This is a genomic window from Hymenobacter antarcticus (assembly GCF_039539545.1).
GTDB classification, from domain to species: Bacteria; Bacteroidota; Bacteroidia; order Cytophagales; family Hymenobacteraceae; genus Hymenobacter; species Hymenobacter antarcticus.
Map to the genome: position 1 here is coordinate 172,313 of NZ_BAABDI010000002.1, position 22,280 is coordinate 194,592.

A 22,280-nucleotide genomic window follows, 5' to 3' on the forward strand; every position below is an offset into this window, starting at 1 on the left:
AAGAATCAAAAAAATAATTAATTTTATAAAAAAACGTATTATAAAATTAATATTTGAATTAAGATAGCATGCCCTGCCCCACACTGGCTATTGCTGTGGGGCAGGGCATGCTATCTTACAGGTGCGTATATTCTAGAACGACTGCACCATGTTGTTGTGCAGGGTCCGGGGCGTCCAGTAGCCGCTGGCGATGATGCGGCGGATGGTGAACAGCGGGTCGTTCTGGTCGCGCTTCTCGGCCAGCGAGAAGGCGGCCACAAAGCCGCGCTTTTTCAGCTCGGGGAAGGCCTGGGGGTTCCAGAGGCCGAAGGGGTAGGCGAAGTAGGTGATTTTCTTGCCCGTGATTTCCTCCAGCGTTTTAGTGGGCTTGTCGATTTGGGTTTCCCAGTCTTTGCCCTGGTATTTTTTCACGTTGTGGTGGTCCCAGGTGTGCGAGCCGATGATGTTGCCTTCGTCGGAGAGCTGCTTCACCATGGCCTTGGTCATGTAGCGGGGGCGGCCCAGGCTCACGGTCATCACGAAGTACATGGCCTTGTAGCCGTACTGGTCCAGCGTGGGGCGGGCGACGGTGAACTGGTCGAGGTCGGTGTCGTCGAACGTGAGCATGACGGGCTTGCTCGGCAGCTTGGCCCCGGTGGTCATGTAGGCGTAGAGCTGGTCGGGCGAGATGGTATGGTAGCCCGAGTCGGCCAGCATCTTGATGTGGGCCTTGAACGTGGCGATGGGCGTGATGTAATCCTTGGCGTTTTTGGAGTCGCGGCCCGTCCAGTCCCGAATCTGGTGGTAGCAGAGGATGGGCACCTGCGGGCGGGCCAGAATGCCGGCGGCATCCCCAACCTTGGCGGCCGGAATGGAGCCGGGAGCCGGGGCCGGCGTGGCGTTGGCCTCGTCGTCGGAAGTGGCTTGGGTACCCGAGGTTTCGGCGGCGGCGGGGTCGGTAGCTATGGCTTCCACCGTGGCTTTGCTGGTTGCGGCCTCGCCGGTGGTAGCAGTTTTAGAATCGCAGGCGGCCACGGCAAGGGCCCCCAGCAGGAGAGAAGCAAATGGAAATTTCATGAATGTGCGCGCGAAACCGAGTTTCGCAACCAAAAAATAAAAAAGAAAATAGTGACCGTGAAATGAGCCGCCGACGCTCGCAAATCGAAAAAAGGAAGTGCCAAGCGCCGCGCCGCGCTACTTTTGCATGCTACAAAACTAACCCCCAAACCTTCGGTATGAACAATTCTGGCACCCGCCTTCCGGCATTTCATGGCACGGGCGTGGCCCTGGTCACCCCGTTCACCCCCGATTTCGCGGTGGACTACGCCGGGTGGCGGCGGCTGCTGGATTTCTGCATCGAGGGCGGCGTGGAATACCTCGTGGTGAATGGCACCACCGGCGAATCGCCGACGACCACGACCGCCGAAAAAGCCGAGCTGCTCGGCATTGCCAAAGAGCATGTGGCCGGCCGCGTGCCGCTGGTGTATGGCATCGGCGGCAACGACACGGCCGCGGCCGAGGAGCTGTTCCGGACCACCGACCTGCGCGGCATTGCCGCCGTGCTCTCGGCCAGCCCGGCTTATAACAAGCCCAGCCAGGCCGGCCTGGTGGCCCACTACCACCGCCTGGCCGATGCCAGCCCCGTGCCGCTGCTGCTCTACAACGTGCCCGGCCGCACGGCTTCCAACCTCACAGCCGAAACCACGCTGCGTCTGGCCCACCACCCCAACATCATCGGCATCAAAGAGGCCAGCGGCAATATGGAGCAGTGCCTGGCCATCGCGGCCCGCAAGCCGGCCGGTTTTCTGCTGCTGTCCGGCGATGATATGCTCACCACTGCCCTGATTGCCTGCGGGGCCGCGGGCACCATCTCCGTGCTGGCTAATGCTTTCCCCAAGCGCTTTGCCGACCTGACCCGGGCGGCGCTGGCCGGCAATTTCGAAGCCTCCCGCGCGGACCTGTTTCGCCTGCTGGCCATCAATCCGCTCATGTATGAGGAGAGCAACCCCGTGGGCGTGAAAGCGGCCCTCGAAGCCCTGGGCGTGTGCGGAGCCGCCGTGCGCCTGCCGCTGCTCGAAGCCACCGAAGGGCTAAAGGACCGGATACGCCGGGCGCTCTAGGGGCTGTTTGGCATGAAAGAACGAGTACCCCGAATTTCCAATTCGGCCGCCGGAACGACACAGAACGAGTACCCCGAATTTCCAATTCGGTCGCCGGAACGACACCGGACGAGTACCCCGAATTTCCAATTCGGCCGCCGGAACGACACCGAACGAGTACCCCGAATTTCCAATTCGGCCGCCGGAACGACACCGGACGAGTACCCCGAATTTCCAATTCGGCCGCTGGAACGACCCGTATGGCGGTTGTTCAGGCGGCCGAATTGGAAATTCGGGGTACTCGTTCTGCTTGTGCCCGTCGCTCAGTAGCGACCACCAGAAAGCCGTAGCCGAAAACAAACAGATTCAGCCCAAGCTGCAGGTCCAGCGGCGCGTCAACCAGCATCACGGTTGCCTGAATCAGGATGAAAAAGCAGACGCCGGGGCTATGCCGCGCCCAGCCGTGCCGCAGTGGCCAGAACAGTATCGTCAGCAGCAGCAGCAGCCCAACCAGCCCGCCGCCCAGCAGGGCTTGCAGAAACTGGTTGTGCACTTCGACGCGGTTGCCGGGGCGCAGGCCGAAATCCTTCCATTCGTATTGCGCTTTCATGGCGGCGCGGATATCGGCCGGGCCCACGCCCAGCAGCCAGTGCTCCCCCGCGATGGCCCTGGCGTTTTCGATGGCGGCCAGCCGGCGGGCCAGCGAATAGTCGTTGATATCGTGCCCCAGCCGGAACTGCTGCACGTCCCAGATACTGGAAGAAACCCGCTGCCGCACCGATTCCAGCGACTGGTAGGCCAGCCACGGCCCCACGCCCAGGGCCAGGAGCAGCGCAGCGCCCACCGCCAGGTTTCGGCGGGCCAGCAGCCGCAGGCCCGTGGCCAGCAGGCCGGTATAGAGCAACAGCAGCCCGGTTCGATAAGCCAGAATATGCAGCGTGAGGGCCGCCGCCACGGCCGCCGCCAGTAGCAGCGTCCGCAGCAGGGGCCCGGCCCGGTGGTCGCGCCGCAGCAGCAGGCCCCAGAAAAAGGCCAGGGCCAGCATCATCCCGAAGGAAATATGGAACACATGCGTGATGGCGGGCATATTTTGCCCGATGCGAATGGCTTCGTTGGCGGCGGCCGGGTTCAGCAGGTATTGGCCCAGCGTAGCCAGGCCCACGGCGGCGCTGCCCAGCACAAACGTGCTGCCCACTGCCAGCCGCTGCCACCCCGCAAGCGGCACCGCCAGGGTGAAGGCCAGCGGCACTGCCAGCCAGGTGAGGTCCCGAAACAGCTCGTGCCGCCACACGGTCAGGTTGGTGGTGTACAGGCCAGTAAGCAGCAGGAAGGCGGGCACGGCGGCCGCCCGCATTGCCGCGCCGTTGCGGCAATAATGGGGCCAGGCACGCCGTAAATCAGGGTTGGCGAGCGCAGCTGCTACGCCTACGATGGGGGCAATGGCAATCAGTGCCCGCGAAGCCAGCAGGCCGGCGATGCCTGCCACACAGGCCAATAAGAGGAGGTACTGCGAAAGTCGGCCGGATAAATAAAGCTGCACGAAGGAAGGGATGGTTTTGGCGGTCTGCTCCGCAAGAACGTCAGGTTGCGCCATGTGTCATGCTGAGCACAAGAAGTCCGGTTGCACAAGAACGTCATGCTCATCTGACGTCCGCGCAGTCGAAGCATCTCTACCACACAAGTAATTACTGATGTTACGCAGGGTTTTGGTCGAATAAGAATCAACGTCATGCCGAGCGCAGCCGAGGCATCTCGCGTGAGTCGGGAGCGCCGTTAACGAAGCGAGCGAGATGCCTCGGCTGCGCTCGGCATGACGTTCTGCGTAACATCACGTAATTATTTACTATTGCGGTAGAGATGCTTCGACTGCGCGGACGTCAGATGAGCATGACGTTCTTCTGCTCACTGCTCACTGCTCACTGCTCACTGCTACCAGCCGCTGGCCAGCACATCGGCCACATGCAGGCACTTCAGCGGCAGTTTTTCTTTCTTGATGTATGATTCCAGATGCATCAGGCAGCTCACATCGGTGCTCACGATAAAGTCCGCGCCGGTGTCGAGGGCATGCTCGACTTTCTGCTGGGCCATGGCGACCGAAATGGCCTCGAACTTGACGGCAAAGGTGCCCCCGAAACCGCAGCAGGTGGTATTATCGGTCATTTCGATACGCTCCAGGCCGGCCACCCCATCCAGGAGCTGGCGCGGCGCGGCCTGGATGCCGCACTCGCGCAGGGCCGCGCAGGAATCGTGGTAGGTGTATTTACCGGCCAGCCGCGCCCCTGCAATGGCCGTGATGCCCAGCACGTCGACCAGAAACTCGGTTAGCTCGTAGGTGCGGCCCTGCACGCCCCGGCACGCTGACTGCTGCGCCGTGCCGTCAAAAAGCGAGTGGAAGCTGTTGCGCACCATGCCCACGCACGAGGCCGAAGGACTGACCACGTAGCGGGCCGCATCGGTGGGCGGAGCGGCAAAATCCTGGAGGAACTTCGCGGCTACCTCGCGGCTCTGGTCCACGTAGCCGGCGTTGTAGGCGGGCTGGCCGCAGCAGGTTTGGGCCGGATTGTAGTTGACGCGCACGCCCACGCGCTCCAGCACCTTCACCATGTTCATGGCGGTAGCGGGGTAAAGTTGGTCGACGAAGCAGGGAATGAAAATGTCGGCAGTGGTGGGCATGGCGAGGTCGAAATTAATGAGTTGGAAACACGCTGGCGGCCAGCGCCCGCGCCCGGCCAAAAGCGGCCAGGTCGAGCCCCGATTCGACTCCTTTTTCTTTCAGAAAATATAACAGGTTTTCCGTGGCCATGTTGCCGGTCAACTCATCGGCCGCCATGGGGCAGCCGCCGATACCGCCGATGGCCCCGTCGAAGCGGCGGCAGCCCGCCTCATAGGCGGCGCTCACTTTTTCGCGCCAGGTGGTGGGCGTGGTGTGCAAGTGCGCCCCGAACTTGATGCCGGGAAATGCCGGAATCAGGGCCGAAAACAGCGGCGCGATGGTGGCCGCCGTGGATGCCCCAATGGTATCGGAGAGCGCCACGATGCGCACGCCCAGGCCCGACAATTGCCGCGTGAATTCAGTGACGATTTCCGGGCTCCAGGCATCGCCGTAGGGGTTGCCGAAGCCCATCGACAGGTAGGCAACCAGCGTTTTGCCGCTGCGCTCGCACAGCTCGTGCATGGCCGCGACGTCGGCCAGCGCCTCGGCGGTGGTTTGGTTGGTGTTGCGCCGCTGGAAGGTTTCGGATACTGAGAGTGGGAAGCCCAGGTAGCTGATTTCGGGGTGCTGGGCGGCCGTTTCGGCGCCGCGCAGGTTGGCCACGATGGCCAGCAGCTTGGTGCTTGTACGGCTCAGGTCCAGGCCGGCCAGCACTTCGGCGGTATCGCGCAGCTGCGGAATGGCCTTGGGCGAAACGAAGGAGCCAAAATCCAAAGTGTCAAACCCAACCTGGAGCAACTCGTTCAGGTACGCGGTTTTAGTGGCAGTAGGGATAAAGTCGGGCAGGCCCTGCATGGCGTCGCGCGGGCATTCAATCAGCTTCATACGTGGGAGGTGAGGAGCGGGGGAGATGAGCGTAAAGGTAGCAGCCTTGCCCCGCCGTGGGCGAACTACCCCGCTGGCAGGACTGTTGAAAGGCATGGTTTCAACTGCGGATTTTACTGCCCGACGGCCGCTGACCCGGCCGCTCTCAGGGATTTTATGGTCAGTATTCATTGGGGTAATGCTGCTGCTACTCGTTGGTTGCGGCAAGCAGCAGACGCTACGGGCAATTTTTCAGACCGCCACACCTCATCAGGCGTACGCACGCCAGCTGCAACAGGCGGGCCTTGACCGCCGGCCGGCCGGCCGCGCCTGGCTCGCGGCGGCGACCCAGGCCCTGCGCGATTCGCTGGTGGTGACGCTGCCCTTCACCGAAACCGGCTACTTCCGGTCCGAGCGGCCCGGTGCGGCCAGCTACCGCTTCGGCGTGCGCGCCGGTGAGCAGGTGCATATCATCCTGACCCTCGCGCCGGGGGCCAACGCCCGCGTTTTCCTCGATGCCTTTGCGGCAGTGCCGGGGCAGCTGCCCACGCCGCTGGCCAGCGCCGATACGCTGATGCTCGACTTTCGCTATCGGGTGGAAGACAACGGCCAGCACCTGCTGCGCGTGCAGCCGGAGCTACTGGCCGCCGGGCGCTACACGCTGCGGGTAGTGCGGGAGCCCGGCCTGAGCGTGTTTCCGGTGCAGGGCCGGAATGATGCCGCGGCCGCCAGCTTCTGGGGTGCCGACCGCGACGGCGGGGCCCGCCGCCACGAGGGAATTGATATTTTCGCCCCGCGCGGTACCCCGGCCATCGCGGCCACGGCCGGCATCGTCACCCGCACCGGCGAAACGCCCCTGGGTGGGCGCGTGGTCTGGCTCTCGGCCGCCGATAACGCCGGACACCTCTACTACGCCCACCTCGACAAGCAGCTGGTGCAGGCTGGCCAGCGCGTCCGGGCCGGCGATACGCTGGGCCTGGTGGGCAATACGGGTAATGCCCGCACCACGGCCCCGCACCTGCATTTCGGGGTGTACCGCAGCGGCCAGGGGGCCGTCGACCCGCTGCCCTTCGTGCGGCGGGCCAGTGCCGTGGCTCCGCTACCCGGCGGCAGCGACCGCCGGGGCGAGTTTGTGCGGCTGCGGGCCGCCAGCCGCCTTCGCACCACGGTCGTGACCACCGACATAGTGGCCCGGCTGGCCAATGAGTCCCTGCTGCCCACAGACGTGCCGCTGCTGGTAGTGGGCCAGCAAGGCAGCACCTTGCGCGTGCAAACTCCTGCCGGTGAGGTTGGTTACGTAGCGGCGCAGGCCGTGGTAGGAGCCCAGGCCAAGCCATTGCGACGGGTAGTGCTGCCCAGTGCCACCGAGCTGCGCGGCTGGCCCGGCACCACGGCTCCGGCCTTCGGAGCGTTGGCCGCCCAAACGGCCGCGGTTGTTCTGGGGCAGGCAAATGGATACAGCCTGGTACGCGGGACGCAGGGCGAAACCGGCTGGGCGCTTCTATAAGCTGCCGTGTACCGAGTTAAAAGTTAAGAGTTAAAAGGTAAAAATCAGACGGATTGGGTCTTACCTTTTAACTCTTAACTCTCAACTTTTAACTGTTTTCAAAAACGTACACTAACTCGGAAACTGCTCTAGCGCTTGGTTAGCACGCGGGTTTGCAGCAGCTTGCCGTTTTTGTCGTAGTATTCAGTCTTGATAATTCCGACGCTGGGGGCGTAGTAGTCCACTTCACGGCCGGTGTTTTTGAGCACGAGGTCGGCGCGGGCGGCGGTGGCCAGCTCGCGCTGGCTCTCCACGCTGTAGCAGGTGAAGGTGCCGGCGGGCACGGTGATGGGAGCGGGGCCGGCCAGTACCTTGCGTTGGCGCACCGTGGTTTTTATTTTGGCGATGGCCACCGACGGGCTGCTCACCTGCACCACCACGCCGCCATTGGGCAAGCTGCTGCCGGTGGTGGGCTGATTGGGCCAGGCCAGGGGCGTGCCTGCATAGGCCAGCAGCCGGTCGCGGAACGACTTGAGCCCGTCGTAGTTAATCTCGCCCAATCCATCGGTGAAGGTGGTGTCGTTCCGGCAGAGAAAGGCCAAGTCCTGCTGCTGCAATAGCTGACCTTTGGGGCCGTAGAGGCCACTTTTCAGGCTGACCTTCGTGGTGACCACCGGTTTCTTCTTTTTCTCGGCGCTTGAATCGGTTCTGATGGCCAGTACCCGATAGCGCAAAAGGCCCGTGAGCTTGCCTTTTGCATCGAGCAGCTGATATTCCAGATTTTGCCCCCGTTGCAGGCCAAATGGCTGTTTGCAAGCCGCTTCGGCTTGTCGGAATGTTAATTCCGAAACGCCATCGGGGCGGGGCAGCCCTGCGGTTCTGGCCGAAACCTGGGCCTGGGCCGGGCCGGCACCCAGCAGGAAAATTGCGGTGGCCGCAGCCGTATTGAAAACGAATAAGCGCATGGAGGATGAAATAGTGAAGGCGACTACCGCTGTTCTACGCGGCAGCCCGCCCTAAAGGATGCACCGGACAACTCGGCATCCTGCATTGCGTTAGCGGACACAAGGTCGTACTTTGCGGCCACCTGGCGGGCGTTGTGCGCCGGTCCCGATTTTCTGTTTCGCCTTTACCTACTAACAACCATGCCTGATTCTTCGTCTTCCAACTGGGCCGATATGGCCGCTTCGCTGCTCGGCAAGCTCTCGGGCGGTGTCGAGCTCAGCTGTGCCTTCGACCAGATTGAGCTGCAGGTGCCCAACCCGCAAAACCCCGGCGCCCCCGCCGCTACCTGGAAACTGAACGGCTCGCTGCGCATTCGCACCCGCGGCGATAATCCCGCCGCCAGCCCGGCTCCGCCCGTGCGTATCGACCCGCCCGCGCCCAGCGGCCAGCCTCAGCCAACCTCCTCACAGCCCAGCGCTCCGTCGTCCCTTGGCTAGCGGCCTCGAAATTGAGGCCCAGCTGGTCATCACCTGGAACGGGCATGCATTGCAGCTGGCGGCGGCCGGCACCTACCTCATCCTGAACGTTCCCAGCCAGCAGGTGCTCGACCAGCTCACGGCCGGGCCGCCCAAGGCCCCCGGTGCGCCCAAACAAACGAAGGCGAAAGGCCCCGACCCGCTCCAGCAAATCAACGACCTGGCCCGGCAGCTGGGCTGGGTGCTCGATTTGCGCGTGGGCGGCAAAACCTACGTGACCTTTGGGGCGCAGCGTACCCCCAAAATCACGCTCAATGCCGTGCTGGGCAAAATTGGCTCGTTCTTTCGCTGATAGCCGGAGGTATCAAATTCGGGCCTCTGCAACTAATTCCGATGTGGTTAGTTAGGGTACCTACAGCTTAAGGCCCCGCCCGATGAACCCCGAAAATGACCGTCAGAAACAGGTAGGAACTCCGCAGGGCGCTTCGGCTTTTGCGCGGATAGAACGGCTCCCACCGTTGCTGATGGTGTTGTACCTGGTGATGCTGGCCATCACGGTAATGTTCGTGATACTGGTGGCGGCCTACATCAATGCCCGCTTGCGCAGCGGGGTGCCCACGGGCCTGCACGCGCTGCCCCGGTATTTTTCGCTCAGCACCATCGTGCTGGTTGTCAGCAGCTACACCATCGGGCAGGCCCCGCGCCTGTACGCGCAGGACGACCTGGCCAGCCTCGGGCGTTGTCTCGGTGCCACATTATTGCTGGGATGCGCCTTCGCGGGCTTGCAGGTGCTGGGCTGGCGCGAGCTTGTGCTGTACGGCGTGCCCTTTCAGGGTAACGCAAGCACGAGCAGCGGCCAGTTTATCTACCTGATTTCGGCCTTGCACGTCGCCCACCTGCTGGCGGGTATGCTGTTTCTGCTGGTGCTGCTGTTGCGGGTGCTCCAGGCCGACCGCGACGCCGTGCGCGGGCTGGTTTTCATCCGCAACCCCTACCACCGGCGGCAGCTCCGGCTGCTGGGCACGTATTGGCATTTTGTCGATGTGCTGTGGGTGGCACTCTTCGCCGTGTTTCTGTTCTTGTATTAAGCACTTGTGCAGAAATAACCATATTCGGGTCGGGCCTGCCGGTCTGACCGCCCTAGGCGGTCTGACCGGTTGAAGCACCAACTATTTCGGCCCAACGGCAACCGGTCTGACCGCCCTAGGCGGTCAGACCGGAGCATACGGTTATTTCTGCACGAGTAATGTAGAAGCGTTTGGCTGCCTGATATCCATAAAAATAGCCGCTGGTGATAGCGGCTATTTTTGGGTGTTGGGTTCAATAATAATTGCCTGGGCTACGGAATGACTTCCAGCCAGCCCCGGTATTTGCGGCCGTCGGAGTAGGTTACGTAATAGTAGTAGACCCCGCCGCTGCCCTGGCCGGGCCAGCGAAAGGCACGGTCGCTGGTTTCATAAACCTGCTGGCCCCAGCGCGAGAAAATCTTGAGGTTGGTGAAGTAGGCATCGCAGAAATTTGGGGGCAGGTCGGGCAGGCGAAACTCGTCGTTCACCCGGTCATTGTTGGGCGTAATCACGTTGTAGAGCTTCACGGCCAGCGTATCGGGGCTTTGCACCTGGAGGCGAATACTCTGCTTTTGGGGTAGGGGCTTGCAGGTCGCGTCAATCAGCTGGAAGGTTACCACCAGGTCGCGGCGCAGGTTGGCGGCGGCGCAGCTTACATCCCAGGTAAATCGGCCGGTGGCCACGCCCGTCCCGTTTTGGGCCTCGAAGCGCATGCCCGCACTGGTCAGGTCGAAGCCCTCGGAGCTATTGGCGGAGCTGCCCGTGGCCGTGAGCGTCAGGCCGTCCCGGTCAGCATCCGCTCCGGTGAAGGTGGCCGTGTACACCTGGCCCAGCGGCAGCTTTATCAGCGGCGGGTTGGGGCCGGTGGGCACGGGCAGGGTAGAAGTCAGCACGGGCGGGCGGTTCCGATAAGAAACGATGACGGGCACCGTGAGGGTCGTTGCCTGGCGGGTATTGCAGGGCGTGGCCGCCGCCGTAAATCGAAAGTTGAGCACCGAATCGGGCCCCACGGCCCGGCAATCGACGCGCCAGGTGAAGCGGCCGCGCTGCTGGCGGCCGTTGGTGCCCTGCGAGAGCGTGGCTCCCAGGTCGACGGGATTGAACCCCTGGCCGCTCATTTCCAGCCGCACGGGGTCGTCATCGGGGTCGGTGCCGGTCAGGTCAAAGCTCAGCAAGTCGCCCACCCGCACGCGCAGCGGCAAAGTAGGCCCCGCCGTAGTCGTGAGGAGCGGGGGTGAGTTGGGCGGGGGCACGGCTATGAAAGCTACCCGCACCGTGTCGCGCTTGGGCAGGCTACAGCCGTCGTCACCCACCACCACATCCAGCAAAAAAACGCGTCCCTGGCTGTTGAGGCACTCCGGGAAGCAGAGGGTAGCCGTGAGCGTATCCGGCGCGCCGGGCGTGCGCACGGCCCCGCTCGTAGCCGTGGTGAAGCTGGGCAGGAGCCCCGAAAAATTGACCGGTCTGATGGTCAGCGTGAGCCGCGAGTTGGGGTCGGGGTCGGTGAAGCGCAGGCGCACGCAGCGGTTGCTGCCCGGAAAAAAGCGCAGGGTATCGCGGCCCGGGCGGTAGGGTATGGGACTGCTCGGGGTGGGCAGCATCACTACACTGGGCCGTACGTTGATGGGGCAATTCAACACCATCAACTGAAAGTCGCGGCGGGCTTCGCCAATTTTTTCGCCCTTCCGGTATTCCGCGCAGCGCACGCCAAACACGAACAGCCCCAGGTTGCTGGGCCGCACCGTGAGGCGGCCCGTGGTTCGGTTGATGCTCAGGGTGGGCGTGCCGGGAATCTGATTGAGGGTGCTCAGCGGCGGCAGCGCCGGCTGGCCCGGCAGGGGCGCTGGCTGGGGCCGCCAGGTGATGGGCGCATACGGGGCCGGCGCGGCCGCGGCCGGCTTGGGCACGGCTGCGTCAGAATGGCCGTTCAGGGGCGTCACCAGGTCGTACACCAGTGAATCCCCGTCGGCGTCCTGGCCGCCAAAATCGTAATAAAACAGCTCGCCGCGGCAGGCATAATCGGCCAGCGGCGGGAAAATACGGGGCGTGGAATCGTAGAAAGGCTGCCCGTTGCGCACCACGGCCGGAAACTCCAGGTAAAAGGCCTGCGCGGCGTTGGCGGGGTCCAGAATATTGCTGATGCTGTTGTTGCGACAGCAGCGCTCTACCGCCACGTAGTAGCCCTGGGGGCTGTTGTAGGTGCCGGCTGGCAGGTTAATCAGCTTGCTATACACCAGCCGGCGGGTGATTAGGGTGGGCCTGGCGCAGGCCGGGTTGGTGTAGTTGACGAACGTGTTGCTGGACAGCGGCAGCAGCACGTTGGCCATGCGGTTGTTGGTGCTTTTATCGAATATGCTCGCGGTCAGGTCCGCATCGAGGGCGCTGGCATTGCCATTGGCCGCATCAAAATACAGGTTGACCAGCAGCGTATAAGAGTCGCCGGTATTGTGCACCAGCTCCAGCTCGCCACCCACGATGTGCGTGGCCCGCGCCGGGCCCGCCAGCAGCAGCCAGCAGCTCAAAAACAGCAGAAAGGCTGACCCGGGTGCCCTGACTGGCCGCGTAGAAAAAGACATGGGTAGAGGAATAAGCGTATTAAATCCTGATTATGCCGAAATATACGCCAGCAAAAACCAAGTTTCCGCCGCTTTCAGCAACTGGTGCCTAAGCTGGAACCGTGCTGCTGGTCGTGTAGTTTTGGGTAGGTCCGGCGTACCTTCGGCACCTAAACCGGACGGTGCCCGCAGCATTGTTTAATTCTTTTTCCCACCCCAGATTTTCTATGCAAGTACTTCGTTACGCGAGCTTATTCGGATGCCTGACGGGCCTGTTCGGTCAGGCCAATGCCCAGCAGGTGAATCCCCCGGCCCTCACCCAACTGCGGCTCGATGCGGGCGACCGCTGCGCCGCGGCGCGGGTGCAAACGGCCCAGCGCTCCGCCTTGTCCTCGGTGAGCCACCGCGCCAAGATGAATCGCTATGATGTGAAGTACTACAAGCTGGACCTGGCGATGGAAAACACCTCGCTGAACGTGGCTGGCTCGGTGTGGATGCGCGTGCGCGTGGGCAACCAGCCGCTCGACTCGCTGGCGTTTGAGCTTTATAAATCGCCCAATGGCTCGGCCGCCAGCGTCCCCTCGCTGCTCATCGACTCGGTGGTGGTGAACGGCCGCCGCTCGCCGGGTATCCGCCGGGCCGGGCCCGATGCCACGGCCGCGCTGGCCGTGGCGGCTCCCGCCAATTCGCTGGTCGATGCCCGCATTTACTACCACGGCACGGCACCCAGCGGCAACTCGGCCGCCATTGGCAACGGCCTCAGCAACAGGAGCCAGGTTCGCCTGGGCTCGGGCCAAACCTTTCCGTTCAACGTGACCTGGAGCTTATCGGAGCCATTTTCGGCCCACGAGTGGTTTCCGTGCAAGCAGATACTCACCGACAAAGCCGACTCCAGCGACGTGTGGGTGACAACTGCCTTGTCCAATAAAGTTGGTTCGAACGGCGTGCTGGTGCGCACCGTGGCGCTGCCCAACAATAAAGTGCGCTACGAGTGGAAATCACGTAATCCCATTGATTATTACCTGATTTCGGTAGCCGTAGCGCCATACCTGGAGTACGTGAACTACGCCAATCCGGTGGGCGGCCCGCGGGTGCCCATCGTCAACTACGTGTACAACCAGGCAACGCTGAACTATTACCAAGCCGAAATTGACCGTACGCCAGGCTTTATCGAGAATTTTTCGGCCCTCTTTGGCCTCTATCCCTTCGCCAATGAGAAGTACGGGCACAGCATGGCCCCGCTGGGTGGCGGCATGGAGCACCAGACCATGACTACGCAGGACGGCTTCGATTTCACGCTGACCGCGCACGAGCTGGGCCACCAGTGGTGGGGCGATAACGTGACCTGCGCCTCCTGGTCCGATATCTGGCTCAACGAGGGTTTTGCTTCCTACAGCGAATATTTATCCTTGCAGGCCTTCAGCACCCCGGCCAACGCCCGCAACTGGCTGGACAACTCCCTCACCTACGCCCAACGCAGCAGCGGCAGCGTGTACGTAGCCGATACGACCAACGTGGGCCGGATTTTCGACTATTACCTGAGCTACAAGAAGGGGGCCGGGGTGGTACACATGCTGCGCTATTTGCTGAATGACGACACCAAATTTTTCCGGGCCCTGCGCACCTATCAAACCCAGTTTGGCGGTTCCACTGCGCGCACGGCCGATTTGCAGCGCGTATTTGAGGCCGAAGCGGGCCGGTCCCTGGGCTATTTCTTCCAGCAGTGGTTCATGGGCCGCGGCTACCCCACGTTCACGGGGCGGTGGAACCAGGGCGGCAGCAACTTCGTGCTACGCGTGACCGAAACGGCCTCGGTTCCGGCCAGCACGCCGTTTTTTGATACTGATGTGGACTACCGCCTCACGTTCTCGGACGGCACCACCCAAACCGTGCGCCTGCGCCAGAGCCAGCCCACCGAAACCTTTTCCCTCACGGTGAACGGCACGGTGACCAGCGTGGCCGTCGACCCCAACCAGTGGGTGATGGACCTGCCCACGGCCGCGCCCACCCGCGACAACACCCTGCTGGCCACCCGCGCCATCGCCGGCAATGCGCCGCTTCAGCTGTTCCCCAATCCCTGCCGCGACCAGCTGCAGCTGTCGGCACTGCCGGCCCTCGGGCGCGTTTCGGCTCAGGTGCTGGATGCTACCGGCCGCGTAGTACTGCGCCAGTCTGTGGTGGCCGCACAGCCCCAGCTCGATACCCACACGCTGGCCCCTGGCCTCTACTACCTGCGCCTGCTGGGCACCGCGGGCGAGCCGCTGGGCCGTGGGCAGTTTGTGCGCGAGTAAGTAGAGGGCAGCTTGGCTGCCACGATATTAAGAGTCGTAAAAATGGCCGTTCCTGAGTAGGAGCGGCCATTTTTATTATGGGAAACAAATGAAATAGCACGTCATGCTCATCTGGCGTCCGCGCAATCGATGCATCTCTACAACATGCATGACTACCTACTATGTGAGTAGTTGAGCGTGCTTAAATGTTAAAACCGGTCGTGGTATTCGCCTATTAATGCCTCAGTGGCGGCATCGGCGGGGGGAGCATCGAGCAGGTTTTTCAGTAGCTCATCAAACGAGTTGGCCGGGGTGAACCCGGGCTGAAGCACGGCATTACGGCTCAGGTGGATGAATATGGGCTGGCCGTTCATCGCCACCAGGTCCAGCGTGACCAGGCCGTAGCGTTGGTTGCAGTCGCCGGTTTGGGGGCAGTCGGTGGGGTTGGGCTTGAACAGCTGCTTGATGGTATGTTCGGTGTGGTGCGCGTGGTGGGCGGTGCTTTGGTCGGCGCAGGCACGGTGGTAGCCGAGGGCCAACAGCTCTTCGCCCAGATACTCGTAGAAATGCCGAAAATTACCCGGCCCAATGGTCGGGTCGAAGATGAGCAGCACGCCCTGCCGGCCGCTTTCGTTCAGCAGCTGCACCTGGAAGCCCCGGGCCCCGCCCGCTCCACCCTTGAGCAGGTGGTAAGCCTTGAAATAAGGACCAGCCCAGTTCAGAAACACACGCTCCTCTACCCAGCGGGCATGTCGCTGGACCTGTGGGAGCGTCAGCTGAACGGCACGCCAATGGGTTGGGGCAGTAGCTGTAGGGCGAAACAGATTTTGAATGAAGTTCAACAAGGCGCAGGGTGCTAATGAAATCCAAACATGGGATTAGCCAAATAGTTTCTGAGCGTAGCCTGCCAAAAGCCGCCAGAATTCCGATTTTAGAGCTTTTGGCCCACGTCTGAGCTTATAAATAAAGGCCGGCTTCCGTGGGGAAACCGGCCTTGGTACTTACGGCCAGAGGAAGGCGATTGGCCTACTTAATCCGGGTCCAGCTCTGTGACTTACCAATGAGAGAGAAGCCGATGTAGCCTTTCACTTCCATGTTGTTAGGGTTTTCCATCTGCATGTAGCAGGAGTAGGTTTTGCCGCTTTCGGGGTCGTAGATTTTGCCGTCGTCCCACTTGTTGTCGTCATCGTACTTGAAGCCCTGCATGAATACCATACCCAGGCGCGGACGGCTGCGCAGCTTGGCCTCCGGGTTCTTCGAGTCGGTTTTGGGCTTGCCGGTAGCGGGGTCGTTGGGCACGGTCAGGCTCACGATTTTTCCGCACAGCTTGTCGCCGCACTTGTAAATTTCAAATGTCGCTTTTTTCTCCGAGTTCGTCCAGGTCCCGAGCGGGGACATGGTTTGGGCGGAAGCCATCCGGGCAACGCTCAGCACGATGGCAACGAGCAAAAAGAAAGTTTTTTTCATTTCAACGATTAATAAAGAGTGGGTTAGATGGGAAAAGGTAAGGGATTTTTTTTAGAGCAGCTACCTGGCTCGGTTGCTGGCTCTAAAACAAGTTTACGGCCAAGTTTCTCACTCCTGCGAAGTAAGGCACCGGCTGCTTGGTAATACAAAATTATTACAGCTGAAAATCAGTCGTTAAACCGCGAAAAAGCCGCTTTTGCCATAAGTTATGCCACCGCGTATTGAACCTTCGCGGCCTCTATTAACTTTACCGCTCAGTAGTGAGTGCTACGACCCCATTTAAGCAGCCCTAAGGTGCTGGGCCGCGCAAATGGGGCTATGTCGAACGTAAAGAAAGGAGGTACATAATGTCTAGTAGTCCCAAACAAATCCTGCCAAGCCTGTCGAATGTCGTACGCCTCACCGCAGTACGCGCCTAACAACAGCTTCGTGGGGTAGCTCCTAAGGCTACCCACATTCGGCCAGGTCTTACACGTAGGACGCCGGAACTGTACCCCAGTTTCGCCGCTTGGTAAGATTTGAAGGATTAGATGCCCGGTTTGCCCAGTCGCCCTTCAGTGGGACGGCAGAGGCAGGCCGGGCATCGCTGCGTTTAAGCAGGTGAGAATATCCGCCCGCAGCGCTAATGCCTCTTGGTTGGGGCAGCTTTCGGGCTTGGCTTACGGGCTGGCCTGGCCCGGGCGGCCACTGTCGTTTTTTTCTTGGGAATGGAAGAATGCACTGCTCCGGACTTCTTTTTAGTCACTGGTGCGGCTGTTTTTCTTTTTGCTACGGCGACAGCCGGTGTTTTGCGAATGGCCAGTACCGCCGGCGGCGCAATAGCCGGCTTAGCCGTAGTGACGGGCACATTGCGCACTGGCAGCGCGGCTACTGCCGTTGCTGAGTGCAACGTGGCCACCGGCCTGGGCCGTGCCACTGCTTGGCTAGCCGTGCCCGGCACCAACACGCGCCGCACTTGCATAAAGCGACGCTCGTAGTCAGAGCCTTCCACTTGGTTTACTTTCACGAAAGGCTCGCGGCGCGAGGAGGAAGCATGCACGAACCGCAGCGGCACCTCGCCCCGCGCCGAAACCACAATGCCGGCGTGGCCCGGCGTGGTGCTGGTGGTGGCCGTACCGGTAAATACCACAATGTCGCCGGGCTGGGCTTCGGCGCGTGCCACGGGCTGGCCTACACTAATGAGTAGCGCCGTGGAATGCGGCACCGGGACGCGGAAACGGGCAAAGGTGTATAGGATAAACCCCGAACAGTCGAACCCTGTGATGGGCGAAACCCCGGCGTAGAAGTAAGGCGTGCCGCGCTGGGCCAGCCCGAAGGCTACAACACTGTCGGCGCGGCCAGCGTAGGCTACGGCCGCGCCCGTGTGCAGCCCCGTAAGGGTGGCCGGTACTGCCGCCCGCGGTGCCACCGGCGTGGCTGCGTTCCGCCCCAGGCGCGGCACCACTACCACCATCGCGGCCACTAATCCAATAAAAATCAACCACACAAAGCGCATAATAGGGAAAATTTTACGGTACGGCTTCAACAAATAAGCGCTGCCCTAGGCCCTAACGGGCCGCCGGCTCGCTAGGTTGGAGGCAACCTCGCACGCTTTCTTTGTGCCCTTGCTCCATCCCAACTCATTTTCGATGTTTAAAAATTCAGGTTTACTATTTTGCCAGGCCACGGTGGTGGCCTTTTTAGCCGGGGCCGCGCCCGCCAGCGCCCGCCCGGCCGCTGCCGTGCCCACGCTGCGCTACACCCTGGCCATGCCCGCGCCGCAGTCGCATTACTTCGAGGTGAAGATGGACCTGGGCGGTTTTCCGGCCGAGTACACCGATGTGAAAATGCCGGTATGGGCTCCTGGCTCGTACCTGGTGCGGGAGTTTGCCAAGAATGTGGAGGGGCTTCAGGCCCGCACCGCGGGCGGCCAGGCATTGGCGGTGGAGAAAATCAACAAGAATACCTGGCGGGTGCGCCACCCCAAGCAGGCCAGTTTTCAGGTGAGCTACCGCGTGTATGCTTTCGAGCTGAGCGTGCGAACTTCTTTTATCGATGCCGACCACGGCTACCTGAACGGCAGTAGCGTATTCATGTACCCGGCTGATAACAAGATGCTGGGCAGCACCATCGCCGTGCAACCCGCCGCCGGCTGGAGCCAGGTGAGCACCGCTCTGCGCCCGGCCGCCGGTAAGTTCACCTACAAAGCCACCAGCTACGATGAGCTGGCCGACTCGCCGATGGAAATCGGCAATCAGAAGGTGCTGGAGTTCACGGCCAACGGCACGCCGCACCAGGTGGCCATGTTCGGCACCTACACCGTGGACGAGCCCAAGCTGCTGGCCGACCTGAAGAAAGTATGCGAGGAATCGCACCGCGTGGTAGGCCGGAATCCGCTCGACCACTACCTGTTTATCGTGCATCACCTGGAGCGCGGCGGCGGGGGCCTGGAGCACCTCTACTCGACCACGCTGGAGGTGGGCCGCACCGCCTACGCCACCGAAGCCGGCTACAAGTCGTTTATGGGCCTGGTGGCGCACGAATACTTCCACCTCTGGAACGTGAAGCGTATCCGTCCGGTGGCGCTGGGGCCGTTCAACTACGACCAGGAAAACTACACGCACATGCTGTGGGTGAGCGAGGGCATGACCGAGTATTACTCGAAGATAATCAACGAGCGGGCTGGCATCATTTCGCGCGAAGAGTACCTGGGCAAGCTGGGTAACGCCCTTTCGGAGGTGGAAAATACGCCTGGCAACCGCATTCAGTCGGCCGCCGAGTCCAGCTTCGATGCCTGGATTAAGTATTACCGGCCCAACGAAAATGCCGCCAATACCCAAATCAGCTACTACTCGAAGGGCGACCTGATTGGTACCTGGCTCGACCTGAACATCGCCGAAGCGACCAAGGGTGAAAAGCACCTCGACGACGTATTCCGCCTGCTCTACGACACGTATTACAAGAAAGCCGGCCGGGGCTTCACCGACCAGGAATTCCAGAATGCCGTGGCTACCGTGGCCGGCCGGCGCTACGACGCCTTCTTCCAAAACAGCGTGTACGGCACCAAGCCGATTGATTTCGCCCCGGTGCTGGCCTACGCCGGCCTCACGCTCAGCAATAACCCGGTGGCGAACGACGGCACCCTGGGTGCCAACTTCTCGAACCGGACCGGCAAGCTGCTGGTTACGGGCGTGGTGCGCGATGGCGCGGCCTGGACCGACGGCCTCAACGTGAACGATGAAATCCTCCTGGTGAATGGCGTGGCCCCGGGTACCGAAACCGTGAACGCCCTGCTGAGCGCGCCCGTGGGCACGGCGGTGAGTGTGCAGGTGCGCCGCGATGGCTTGCCCCGCGACCTGAAACTGACCATGCGCGCCAACCCCAATCGCAAGTTCACCATTCAGCCCATGGCCAGCCCAACGCCGGCCCAACAGAAGGTGCTAGCCAAGTGGTTGGGCAAGTAGTGGTTAATGATTAACGGTTAGCGGTTAATGGTTTCGTTGATAACAAAAGGCCCCGTGCAGCTAGCACGGGGCCTTTTGTTATCAACGAAACCGACTACAAAATCCGTGTAATCCGCAAAAATCCGCGCGAATCCGTGGTCTTACTTGATGCGCTTGAGGGCCACTTCCGCAACCGGAGCAATTACCAGGGGCACTTTTTCCACCTTCACCGAGGAAGTATCTAGACCGAAATACTGGTCTTCGGAGGCGATGAACTGGCGGATGTAGAAGTAGGCCTGCATCACGAGCTTCTCCATCGTGGGGAAGTCGTTCTCGACGCTGAGGAATTTTTCCAGCACCACGAAGCGGAAATCACCCGTAACGTGCTGCTTGCTCAGCGACTCGTAGCGCGAGGTGATGTCCACTTCTTTGTTGCGCACCAGGTCCTCAATCACCTTGCGGAAGTACAGGTTGATGCGCTGCTGCACCCGGAAGCCGAGGCGGAAATTGATACGAAACACGTCGTCCTTGGCCACTTCGGTCACTTTGTACTCCATTGTGTAGGGCTCATCGGTGGTATCGACGTGGATGAACCAGTAGATATCCGCCCGCTTGGGCCGCTTCTGGAAGATGGAATAGATGATTTTTTGCTCGATTTCGGAGCTGCGCTCGGCCGAGGTCAGAAACACCAGATGGGTAGAATACTTCGGGATGGTATCATCGTCGCTGAGCTGCTTGAGGGCGTCCACGTAAGGCTCCAGGCGCACAAATTCGGTGAGGCGGCGCTTGATGTAAAACGCCTTCAGCCACACGTACATCACGGCCATCAGCGCCCCGCCAATGGCCAGCGACACCCAGCCGCCGTGCGGAAACTTCGCCATGTTGGCAATCAGAAACGAGCCTTCGATGATGCCGTAGAGCGTCGCGAAGCCGATAACCAATGGCAGGGCTACCTTTTTGGCCCGCAGCCACACGGTGAGCAGAATGGTCGTCATCAGCATGGTGAGCGTGATGGCCAGGCCGTAGGCCGCTTCCATGTTGGTCGACTCGCGGAAGTAGAGCACTACCCCGATGCAGCCGAGCAGCAGCAGCCGGTTCATGCTGGGCACGAAGAGTTGGCCTTTCACGTCGGTGGGGTAGTTGAGCTTCACCTTGGGCCACATATTGAGGCGAATGGCCTCGGCCACCAGTGTGAACGAGCCCGTAATAAGCGCCTGCGAAGCAATGATGGCCGCGATGGTGGCAATGCCGATACCGATGAGCAGAAACCATTGCGGCATCAGGGCAAAGAAGGGGTTCTTGCCGTTCAGCATTTGCCCCTGGTGGGCCAGCAGCCACGCGCCCTGGCCCAGGTAGTTGAGCAATAGCGCGCTTTTCACGAATGTCCAGCTGATGCGGATGTTGCCCTTGCCGCAGTGGCCCAGGTCCGAATACAGGGCCTCAGCTCCGGTGGTGCACAGGAAAACGGAGCCCAGCAGCCAGAAGCCGCCCGGGTACTTCACCAGCAAATCGTAGGCGTAGTAGGGGTTGAAGGCTTTCAGAATAACCGGGTTCTGAACTACCCAGCTGATGCCCAGCACCGCCAGCATGCTGAACCACAGCAGCATGATGGGGCCAAATGCTTTGCCGACAATCTGGGTACCAAAGCTTTGCAATAAAAATAAGCCCGCAATGATGCCAATAACGATGTACACGATGGTGTCCTGCGTGAGGCTGGGGTACACCGTTCTCAAGCCTTCAATGGCCGACGATACCGAAATGGGCGGGGTAATGACGCCATCGGCCAGCAGGGCCGCCCCGCCGATGATGGCCACGGCCGAAAGCCAGGTTCCGCGCCGCCGCACCAGGGCGTAGAGCGAGAAAATACCGCCCTCGCCGTTGTTGTCGGCATTGAGGGTGAGCAGCACGTACTTCACCGTGGTTTGGAGGGTGAGCGTCCAGATAACGCAGGAAATGCCGCCCAGTACCAGGTGCGCGTCAATCAGGCCGGGCACCGCGCCTCCTTTGAGAATCGATGACATCACGTAGAGCGGCGAGGTGCCGATGTCGCCGTAGATGATGCCAAGGGCAATGAGCAGCCCCGCCCCGGATATGGCGGTGTGCGAATGTTTAGAATCCATACGGTGGGGTAAAAACGAGAATCGGCTCGGTGAAAAAGTGCTGTAACGGGATTATGGGGCGCGAAGGTAGTAGCCAGGCCACGGGAAAGGGCATACAGGAATGGCCCGCGAAAGTAGCGGCGTTTGACTTACAGCTCATTATGGCCCAAATTCTCATTCCCTGGCTGGCCTTCGGCCGCGGCCCGGGCTACGGCCGAAGCCTGGCGCATGGCGGCATCGGCGGCGGCCAGGTGCCAGGCATCCAGCCGGGCGGCGTGGTCGTGCACGCGGTAGATGCGGCGGTTAAGCTCGGCCGTGAGGCGCTGCCAGGGCGGGGTTTCGCCGGGCAGGGCAAAGTTGACCATCTCGCGGCCCAGCCGGAGCAGCCGCAGGCGGTTGCTACCGCGCCGGCCGTAGGCCAGCAGCAGCGCCGTGAGGGCCATGCCGGTCATGGCCGGGCCGGTGCGCAGCCAGTTTTGCAGGAAGGCAATCATCACGGCGGCCAGGCCCATACCGCCCAGCAGGTACCAGAGTATCCATTGCACGTGCGTGAGCTCGGCGCGCTCCAGCTCGCGGAGCGGGTGTTCCTGCCCCCGCACGATGACCGTGGTATCGGTCAGTACCACGCGGCCATCGTCGGACCGGATTACCGCAAGCGGGGTCAGCTCCGGCACCGGCTCTGGCTGGGAGATGTCCTGAAAGCCGACTACCGGCGCAGGGGTTGGCGGGAATCCGGCGGGCGTAGTCAGCAAAGCGGCCCCGGAAAATTGTTCCGGGGCCACGTTGGGTTGTTCGGCAGGCGGCTGGTCAATAGGGTCGGGCATGAGAGCAGCGGCGGCCGGTTTGGTGGTTGACGCGCGGGCCCAGGTGGGCGCGGCAGTGCGGGTGGTGGCGGAAG

Annotated in this window: 18 protein-coding genes; 7 read left to right on the top strand and 11 right to left on the bottom strand. The window is 61.6% G+C overall.

Annotated features, from left to right (window positions below):
* Nucleotides 1-132: 132 nt before the first annotated feature.
* Complete coding sequence (locus tag ABD819_RS02640; RefSeq protein WP_345120677.1) at nucleotides 133-1,056, bottom strand: polysaccharide deacetylase family protein; 924 nt, start codon at nucleotides 1,054-1,056, stop codon at nucleotides 133-135.
* Between the two features lie 158 nt (nucleotides 1,057-1,214).
* Between ABD819_RS02640 and dapA the strand changes: the two genes are divergently transcribed.
* On the top strand, nucleotides 1,215-2,099 hold the full coding sequence (dapA, locus tag ABD819_RS02645) for a 4-hydroxy-tetrahydrodipicolinate synthase (protein ID WP_345120679.1): 885 nt from the start codon (nucleotides 1,215-1,217) through the stop codon (nucleotides 2,097-2,099).
* Nucleotides 2,100-2,349: 250 nt separating this feature from the next.
* Here the strand turns inward: dapA and ABD819_RS02650 are convergent, their stop codons facing one another.
* The 3 genes from ABD819_RS02650 to ABD819_RS02660 form a co-directional block, all read right to left on the bottom strand.
* On the bottom strand, nucleotides 2,350-3,672 hold the full coding sequence (locus ABD819_RS02650; protein WP_345120681.1) for an O-antigen ligase family protein: 1,323 nt from the start codon (nucleotides 3,670-3,672) through the stop codon (nucleotides 2,350-2,352).
* A gap of 335 nt (nucleotides 3,673-4,007) precedes the next feature.
* Complete coding sequence (locus ABD819_RS02655) at nucleotides 4,008-4,751, bottom strand: (Fe-S)-binding protein (protein ID WP_345120683.1); 744 nt, start codon at nucleotides 4,749-4,751, stop codon at nucleotides 4,008-4,010.
* Nucleotides 4,752-4,764: 13 nt separating this feature from the next.
* Complete coding sequence (locus ABD819_RS02660; protein ID WP_345120685.1) at nucleotides 4,765-5,616, bottom strand: hydroxymethylglutaryl-CoA lyase; 852 nt, start codon at nucleotides 5,614-5,616, stop codon at nucleotides 4,765-4,767.
* A gap of 178 nt (nucleotides 5,617-5,794) precedes the next feature.
* Here ABD819_RS02660 and ABD819_RS02665 point away from each other — a divergent pair, with 178 nt between their 5' ends.
* A complete protein-coding gene (locus ABD819_RS02665; protein WP_345120687.1) occupies nucleotides 5,795-7,102 on the top strand; it encodes a peptidoglycan DD-metalloendopeptidase family protein in 1,308 nt (435 codons plus the stop codon).
* Between the two features lie 128 nt (nucleotides 7,103-7,230).
* On the opposite strand, the gene ABD819_RS02670 is transcribed toward ABD819_RS02665, so the two are convergent.
* Nucleotides 7,231-8,046, bottom strand: coding sequence for a TapB family protein (locus ABD819_RS02670; RefSeq protein ID WP_345120689.1), 816 nt, complete (start codon nucleotides 8,044-8,046; stop codon nucleotides 7,231-7,233).
* Between the two features lie 180 nt (nucleotides 8,047-8,226).
* Between ABD819_RS02670 and ABD819_RS02675 the strand changes: the two genes are divergently transcribed.
* The 3 genes from ABD819_RS02675 (at nucleotide 8,227) to ABD819_RS02685 (ending at nucleotide 9,590) form a co-directional block, all read left to right on the top strand.
* On the top strand, nucleotides 8,227-8,523 hold the full coding sequence (locus tag ABD819_RS02675) for a hypothetical protein (protein ID WP_345120691.1): 297 nt from the start codon (nucleotides 8,227-8,229) through the stop codon (nucleotides 8,521-8,523).
* Nucleotides 8,516-8,854, top strand: coding sequence for a hypothetical protein (locus ABD819_RS02680; protein ID WP_345120693.1), 339 nt, complete (start codon nucleotides 8,516-8,518; stop codon nucleotides 8,852-8,854). The genes ABD819_RS02675 and ABD819_RS02680 overlap by 8 nt, the downstream gene beginning before the upstream one ends.
* A gap of 172 nt (nucleotides 8,855-9,026) precedes the next feature.
* Nucleotides 9,027-9,590, top strand: coding sequence for a cytochrome c oxidase subunit 3 (locus ABD819_RS02685; RefSeq protein ID WP_345120695.1), 564 nt, complete (start codon nucleotides 9,027-9,029; stop codon nucleotides 9,588-9,590).
* Between the two features lie 251 nt (nucleotides 9,591-9,841).
* Here the strand turns inward: ABD819_RS02685 and ABD819_RS02690 are convergent, their stop codons facing one another.
* Nucleotides 9,842-12,145 carry a T9SS type B sorting domain-containing protein gene (locus ABD819_RS02690; protein WP_345120697.1) on the bottom strand — a complete coding sequence of 768 codons (2,304 nt, stop codon included), beginning with the start codon at nucleotides 12,143-12,145 and terminating at the stop codon, nucleotides 9,842-9,844.
* Nucleotides 12,146-12,351: 206 nt separating this feature from the next.
* Between ABD819_RS02690 and ABD819_RS02695 the strand changes: the two genes are divergently transcribed.
* The gene (locus tag ABD819_RS02695; protein WP_345120699.1) at nucleotides 12,352-14,415 is read left to right on the top strand and encodes a M1 family metallopeptidase; all 2,064 of its coding nucleotides are present in this window, start codon (nucleotides 12,352-12,354) and stop codon (nucleotides 14,413-14,415) included.
* A gap of 188 nt (nucleotides 14,416-14,603) precedes the next feature.
* On the opposite strand, the gene ABD819_RS02700 is transcribed toward ABD819_RS02695, so the two are convergent.
* The 3 genes from ABD819_RS02700 to ABD819_RS02710 all read right to left on the bottom strand — a co-directional run bounded on the left by ABD819_RS02700 (nucleotide 14,604) and on the right by ABD819_RS02710 (nucleotide 17,356).
* Nucleotides 14,604-15,122 carry a hypothetical protein gene (locus tag ABD819_RS02700; protein WP_345120701.1) on the bottom strand — a complete coding sequence of 173 codons (519 nt, stop codon included), beginning with the start codon at nucleotides 15,120-15,122 and terminating at the stop codon, nucleotides 14,604-14,606.
* A 298-nt stretch (nucleotides 15,123-15,420) separates the two neighbouring features.
* Entirely contained in the window at nucleotides 15,421-15,861 is a 441-nt protein-coding gene (locus ABD819_RS02705; RefSeq protein WP_345120704.1) for a DUF2147 domain-containing protein, read from the bottom strand.
* 622 nt (nucleotides 15,862-16,483) lie between these two features.
* The gene (locus ABD819_RS02710; RefSeq protein ID WP_345120706.1) at nucleotides 16,484-17,356 is read right to left on the bottom strand and encodes a C40 family peptidase; all 873 of its coding nucleotides are present in this window, start codon (nucleotides 17,354-17,356) and stop codon (nucleotides 16,484-16,486) included.
* Nucleotides 17,357-17,489: 133 nt separating this feature from the next.
* Here ABD819_RS02710 and ABD819_RS02715 point away from each other — a divergent pair, with 133 nt between their 5' ends.
* Nucleotides 17,490-19,304, top strand: coding sequence for a M61 family metallopeptidase (locus tag ABD819_RS02715; RefSeq protein ID WP_345120708.1), 1,815 nt, complete (start codon nucleotides 17,490-17,492; stop codon nucleotides 19,302-19,304).
* Nucleotides 19,305-19,444: 140 nt separating this feature from the next.
* Here ABD819_RS02715 and ABD819_RS02720 read toward each other — a convergent pair whose 3' ends face one another.
* Nucleotides 19,445-21,403 (bottom strand): KUP/HAK/KT family potassium transporter, encoded by a 1,959-nt coding sequence (locus ABD819_RS02720; protein ID WP_345120710.1) that lies wholly within the window; start codon nucleotides 21,401-21,403, stop codon nucleotides 19,445-19,447.
* A gap of 128 nt (nucleotides 21,404-21,531) precedes the next feature.
* On the bottom strand, nucleotides 21,532-22,206 hold the full coding sequence (locus ABD819_RS02725) for a hypothetical protein (RefSeq protein ID WP_345120712.1): 675 nt from the start codon (nucleotides 22,204-22,206) through the stop codon (nucleotides 21,532-21,534).
* Between the last annotated feature and the right edge of the window lie 74 nt (nucleotides 22,207-22,280).

Excerpts from the sequence above, each read along its gene's own strand:
- ABD819_RS02695 (WP_345120699.1), top strand. The coding sequence starts at position 12,352 with ATGCAAGTACTTCGTTACGCGAGCTTATTCGGATGCCTGACGGGCCTG.
- ABD819_RS02670 (WP_345120689.1), bottom strand. The coding sequence starts at position 8,046 with ATGCGCTTATTCGTTTTCAATACGGCTGCGGCCACCGCAATTTTCCTG.
- dapA (WP_345120679.1), top strand. The coding sequence starts at position 1,215 with ATGAACAATTCTGGCACCCGCCTTCCGGCATTTCATGGCACGGGCGTG.
- ABD819_RS02685 (WP_345120695.1), top strand. The coding sequence starts at position 9,027 with ATGGTGTTGTACCTGGTGATGCTGGCCATCACGGTAATGTTCGTGATA.
- ABD819_RS02675 (WP_345120691.1), top strand. The coding sequence starts at position 8,227 with ATGCCTGATTCTTCGTCTTCCAACTGGGCCGATATGGCCGCTTCGCTG.
- ABD819_RS02725 (WP_345120712.1), bottom strand. The coding sequence starts at position 22,206 with ATGCCCGACCCTATTGACCAGCCGCCTGCCGAACAACCCAACGTGGCC.
- ABD819_RS02665 (WP_345120687.1), top strand. The coding sequence starts at position 5,795 with ATGCTGCTGCTACTCGTTGGTTGCGGCAAGCAGCAGACGCTACGGGCA.
- ABD819_RS02655 (WP_345120683.1), bottom strand. The coding sequence starts at position 4,751 with ATGCCCACCACTGCCGACATTTTCATTCCCTGCTTCGTCGACCAACTT.
- ABD819_RS02710 (WP_345120706.1), bottom strand. The coding sequence starts at position 17,356 with ATGCGCTTTGTGTGGTTGATTTTTATTGGATTAGTGGCCGCGATGGTG.
- ABD819_RS02650 (WP_345120681.1), bottom strand. The coding sequence starts at position 3,672 with ATGGCGCAACCTGACGTTCTTGCGGAGCAGACCGCCAAAACCATCCCT.
- ABD819_RS02690 (WP_345120697.1), bottom strand. The coding sequence starts at position 12,145 with ATGTCTTTTTCTACGCGGCCAGTCAGGGCACCCGGGTCAGCCTTTCTG.
- ABD819_RS02705 (WP_345120704.1), bottom strand. The coding sequence starts at position 15,861 with ATGAAAAAAACTTTCTTTTTGCTCGTTGCCATCGTGCTGAGCGTTGCC.
- ABD819_RS02715 (WP_345120708.1), top strand. The coding sequence starts at position 17,490 with ATGTTTAAAAATTCAGGTTTACTATTTTGCCAGGCCACGGTGGTGGCC.
- ABD819_RS02720 (WP_345120710.1), bottom strand. The coding sequence starts at position 21,403 with ATGGATTCTAAACATTCGCACACCGCCATATCCGGGGCGGGGCTGCTC.
- ABD819_RS02660 (WP_345120685.1), bottom strand. The coding sequence starts at position 5,616 with ATGAAGCTGATTGAATGCCCGCGCGACGCCATGCAGGGCCTGCCCGAC.
- ABD819_RS02640 (WP_345120677.1), bottom strand. The coding sequence starts at position 1,056 with ATGAAATTTCCATTTGCTTCTCTCCTGCTGGGGGCCCTTGCCGTGGCC.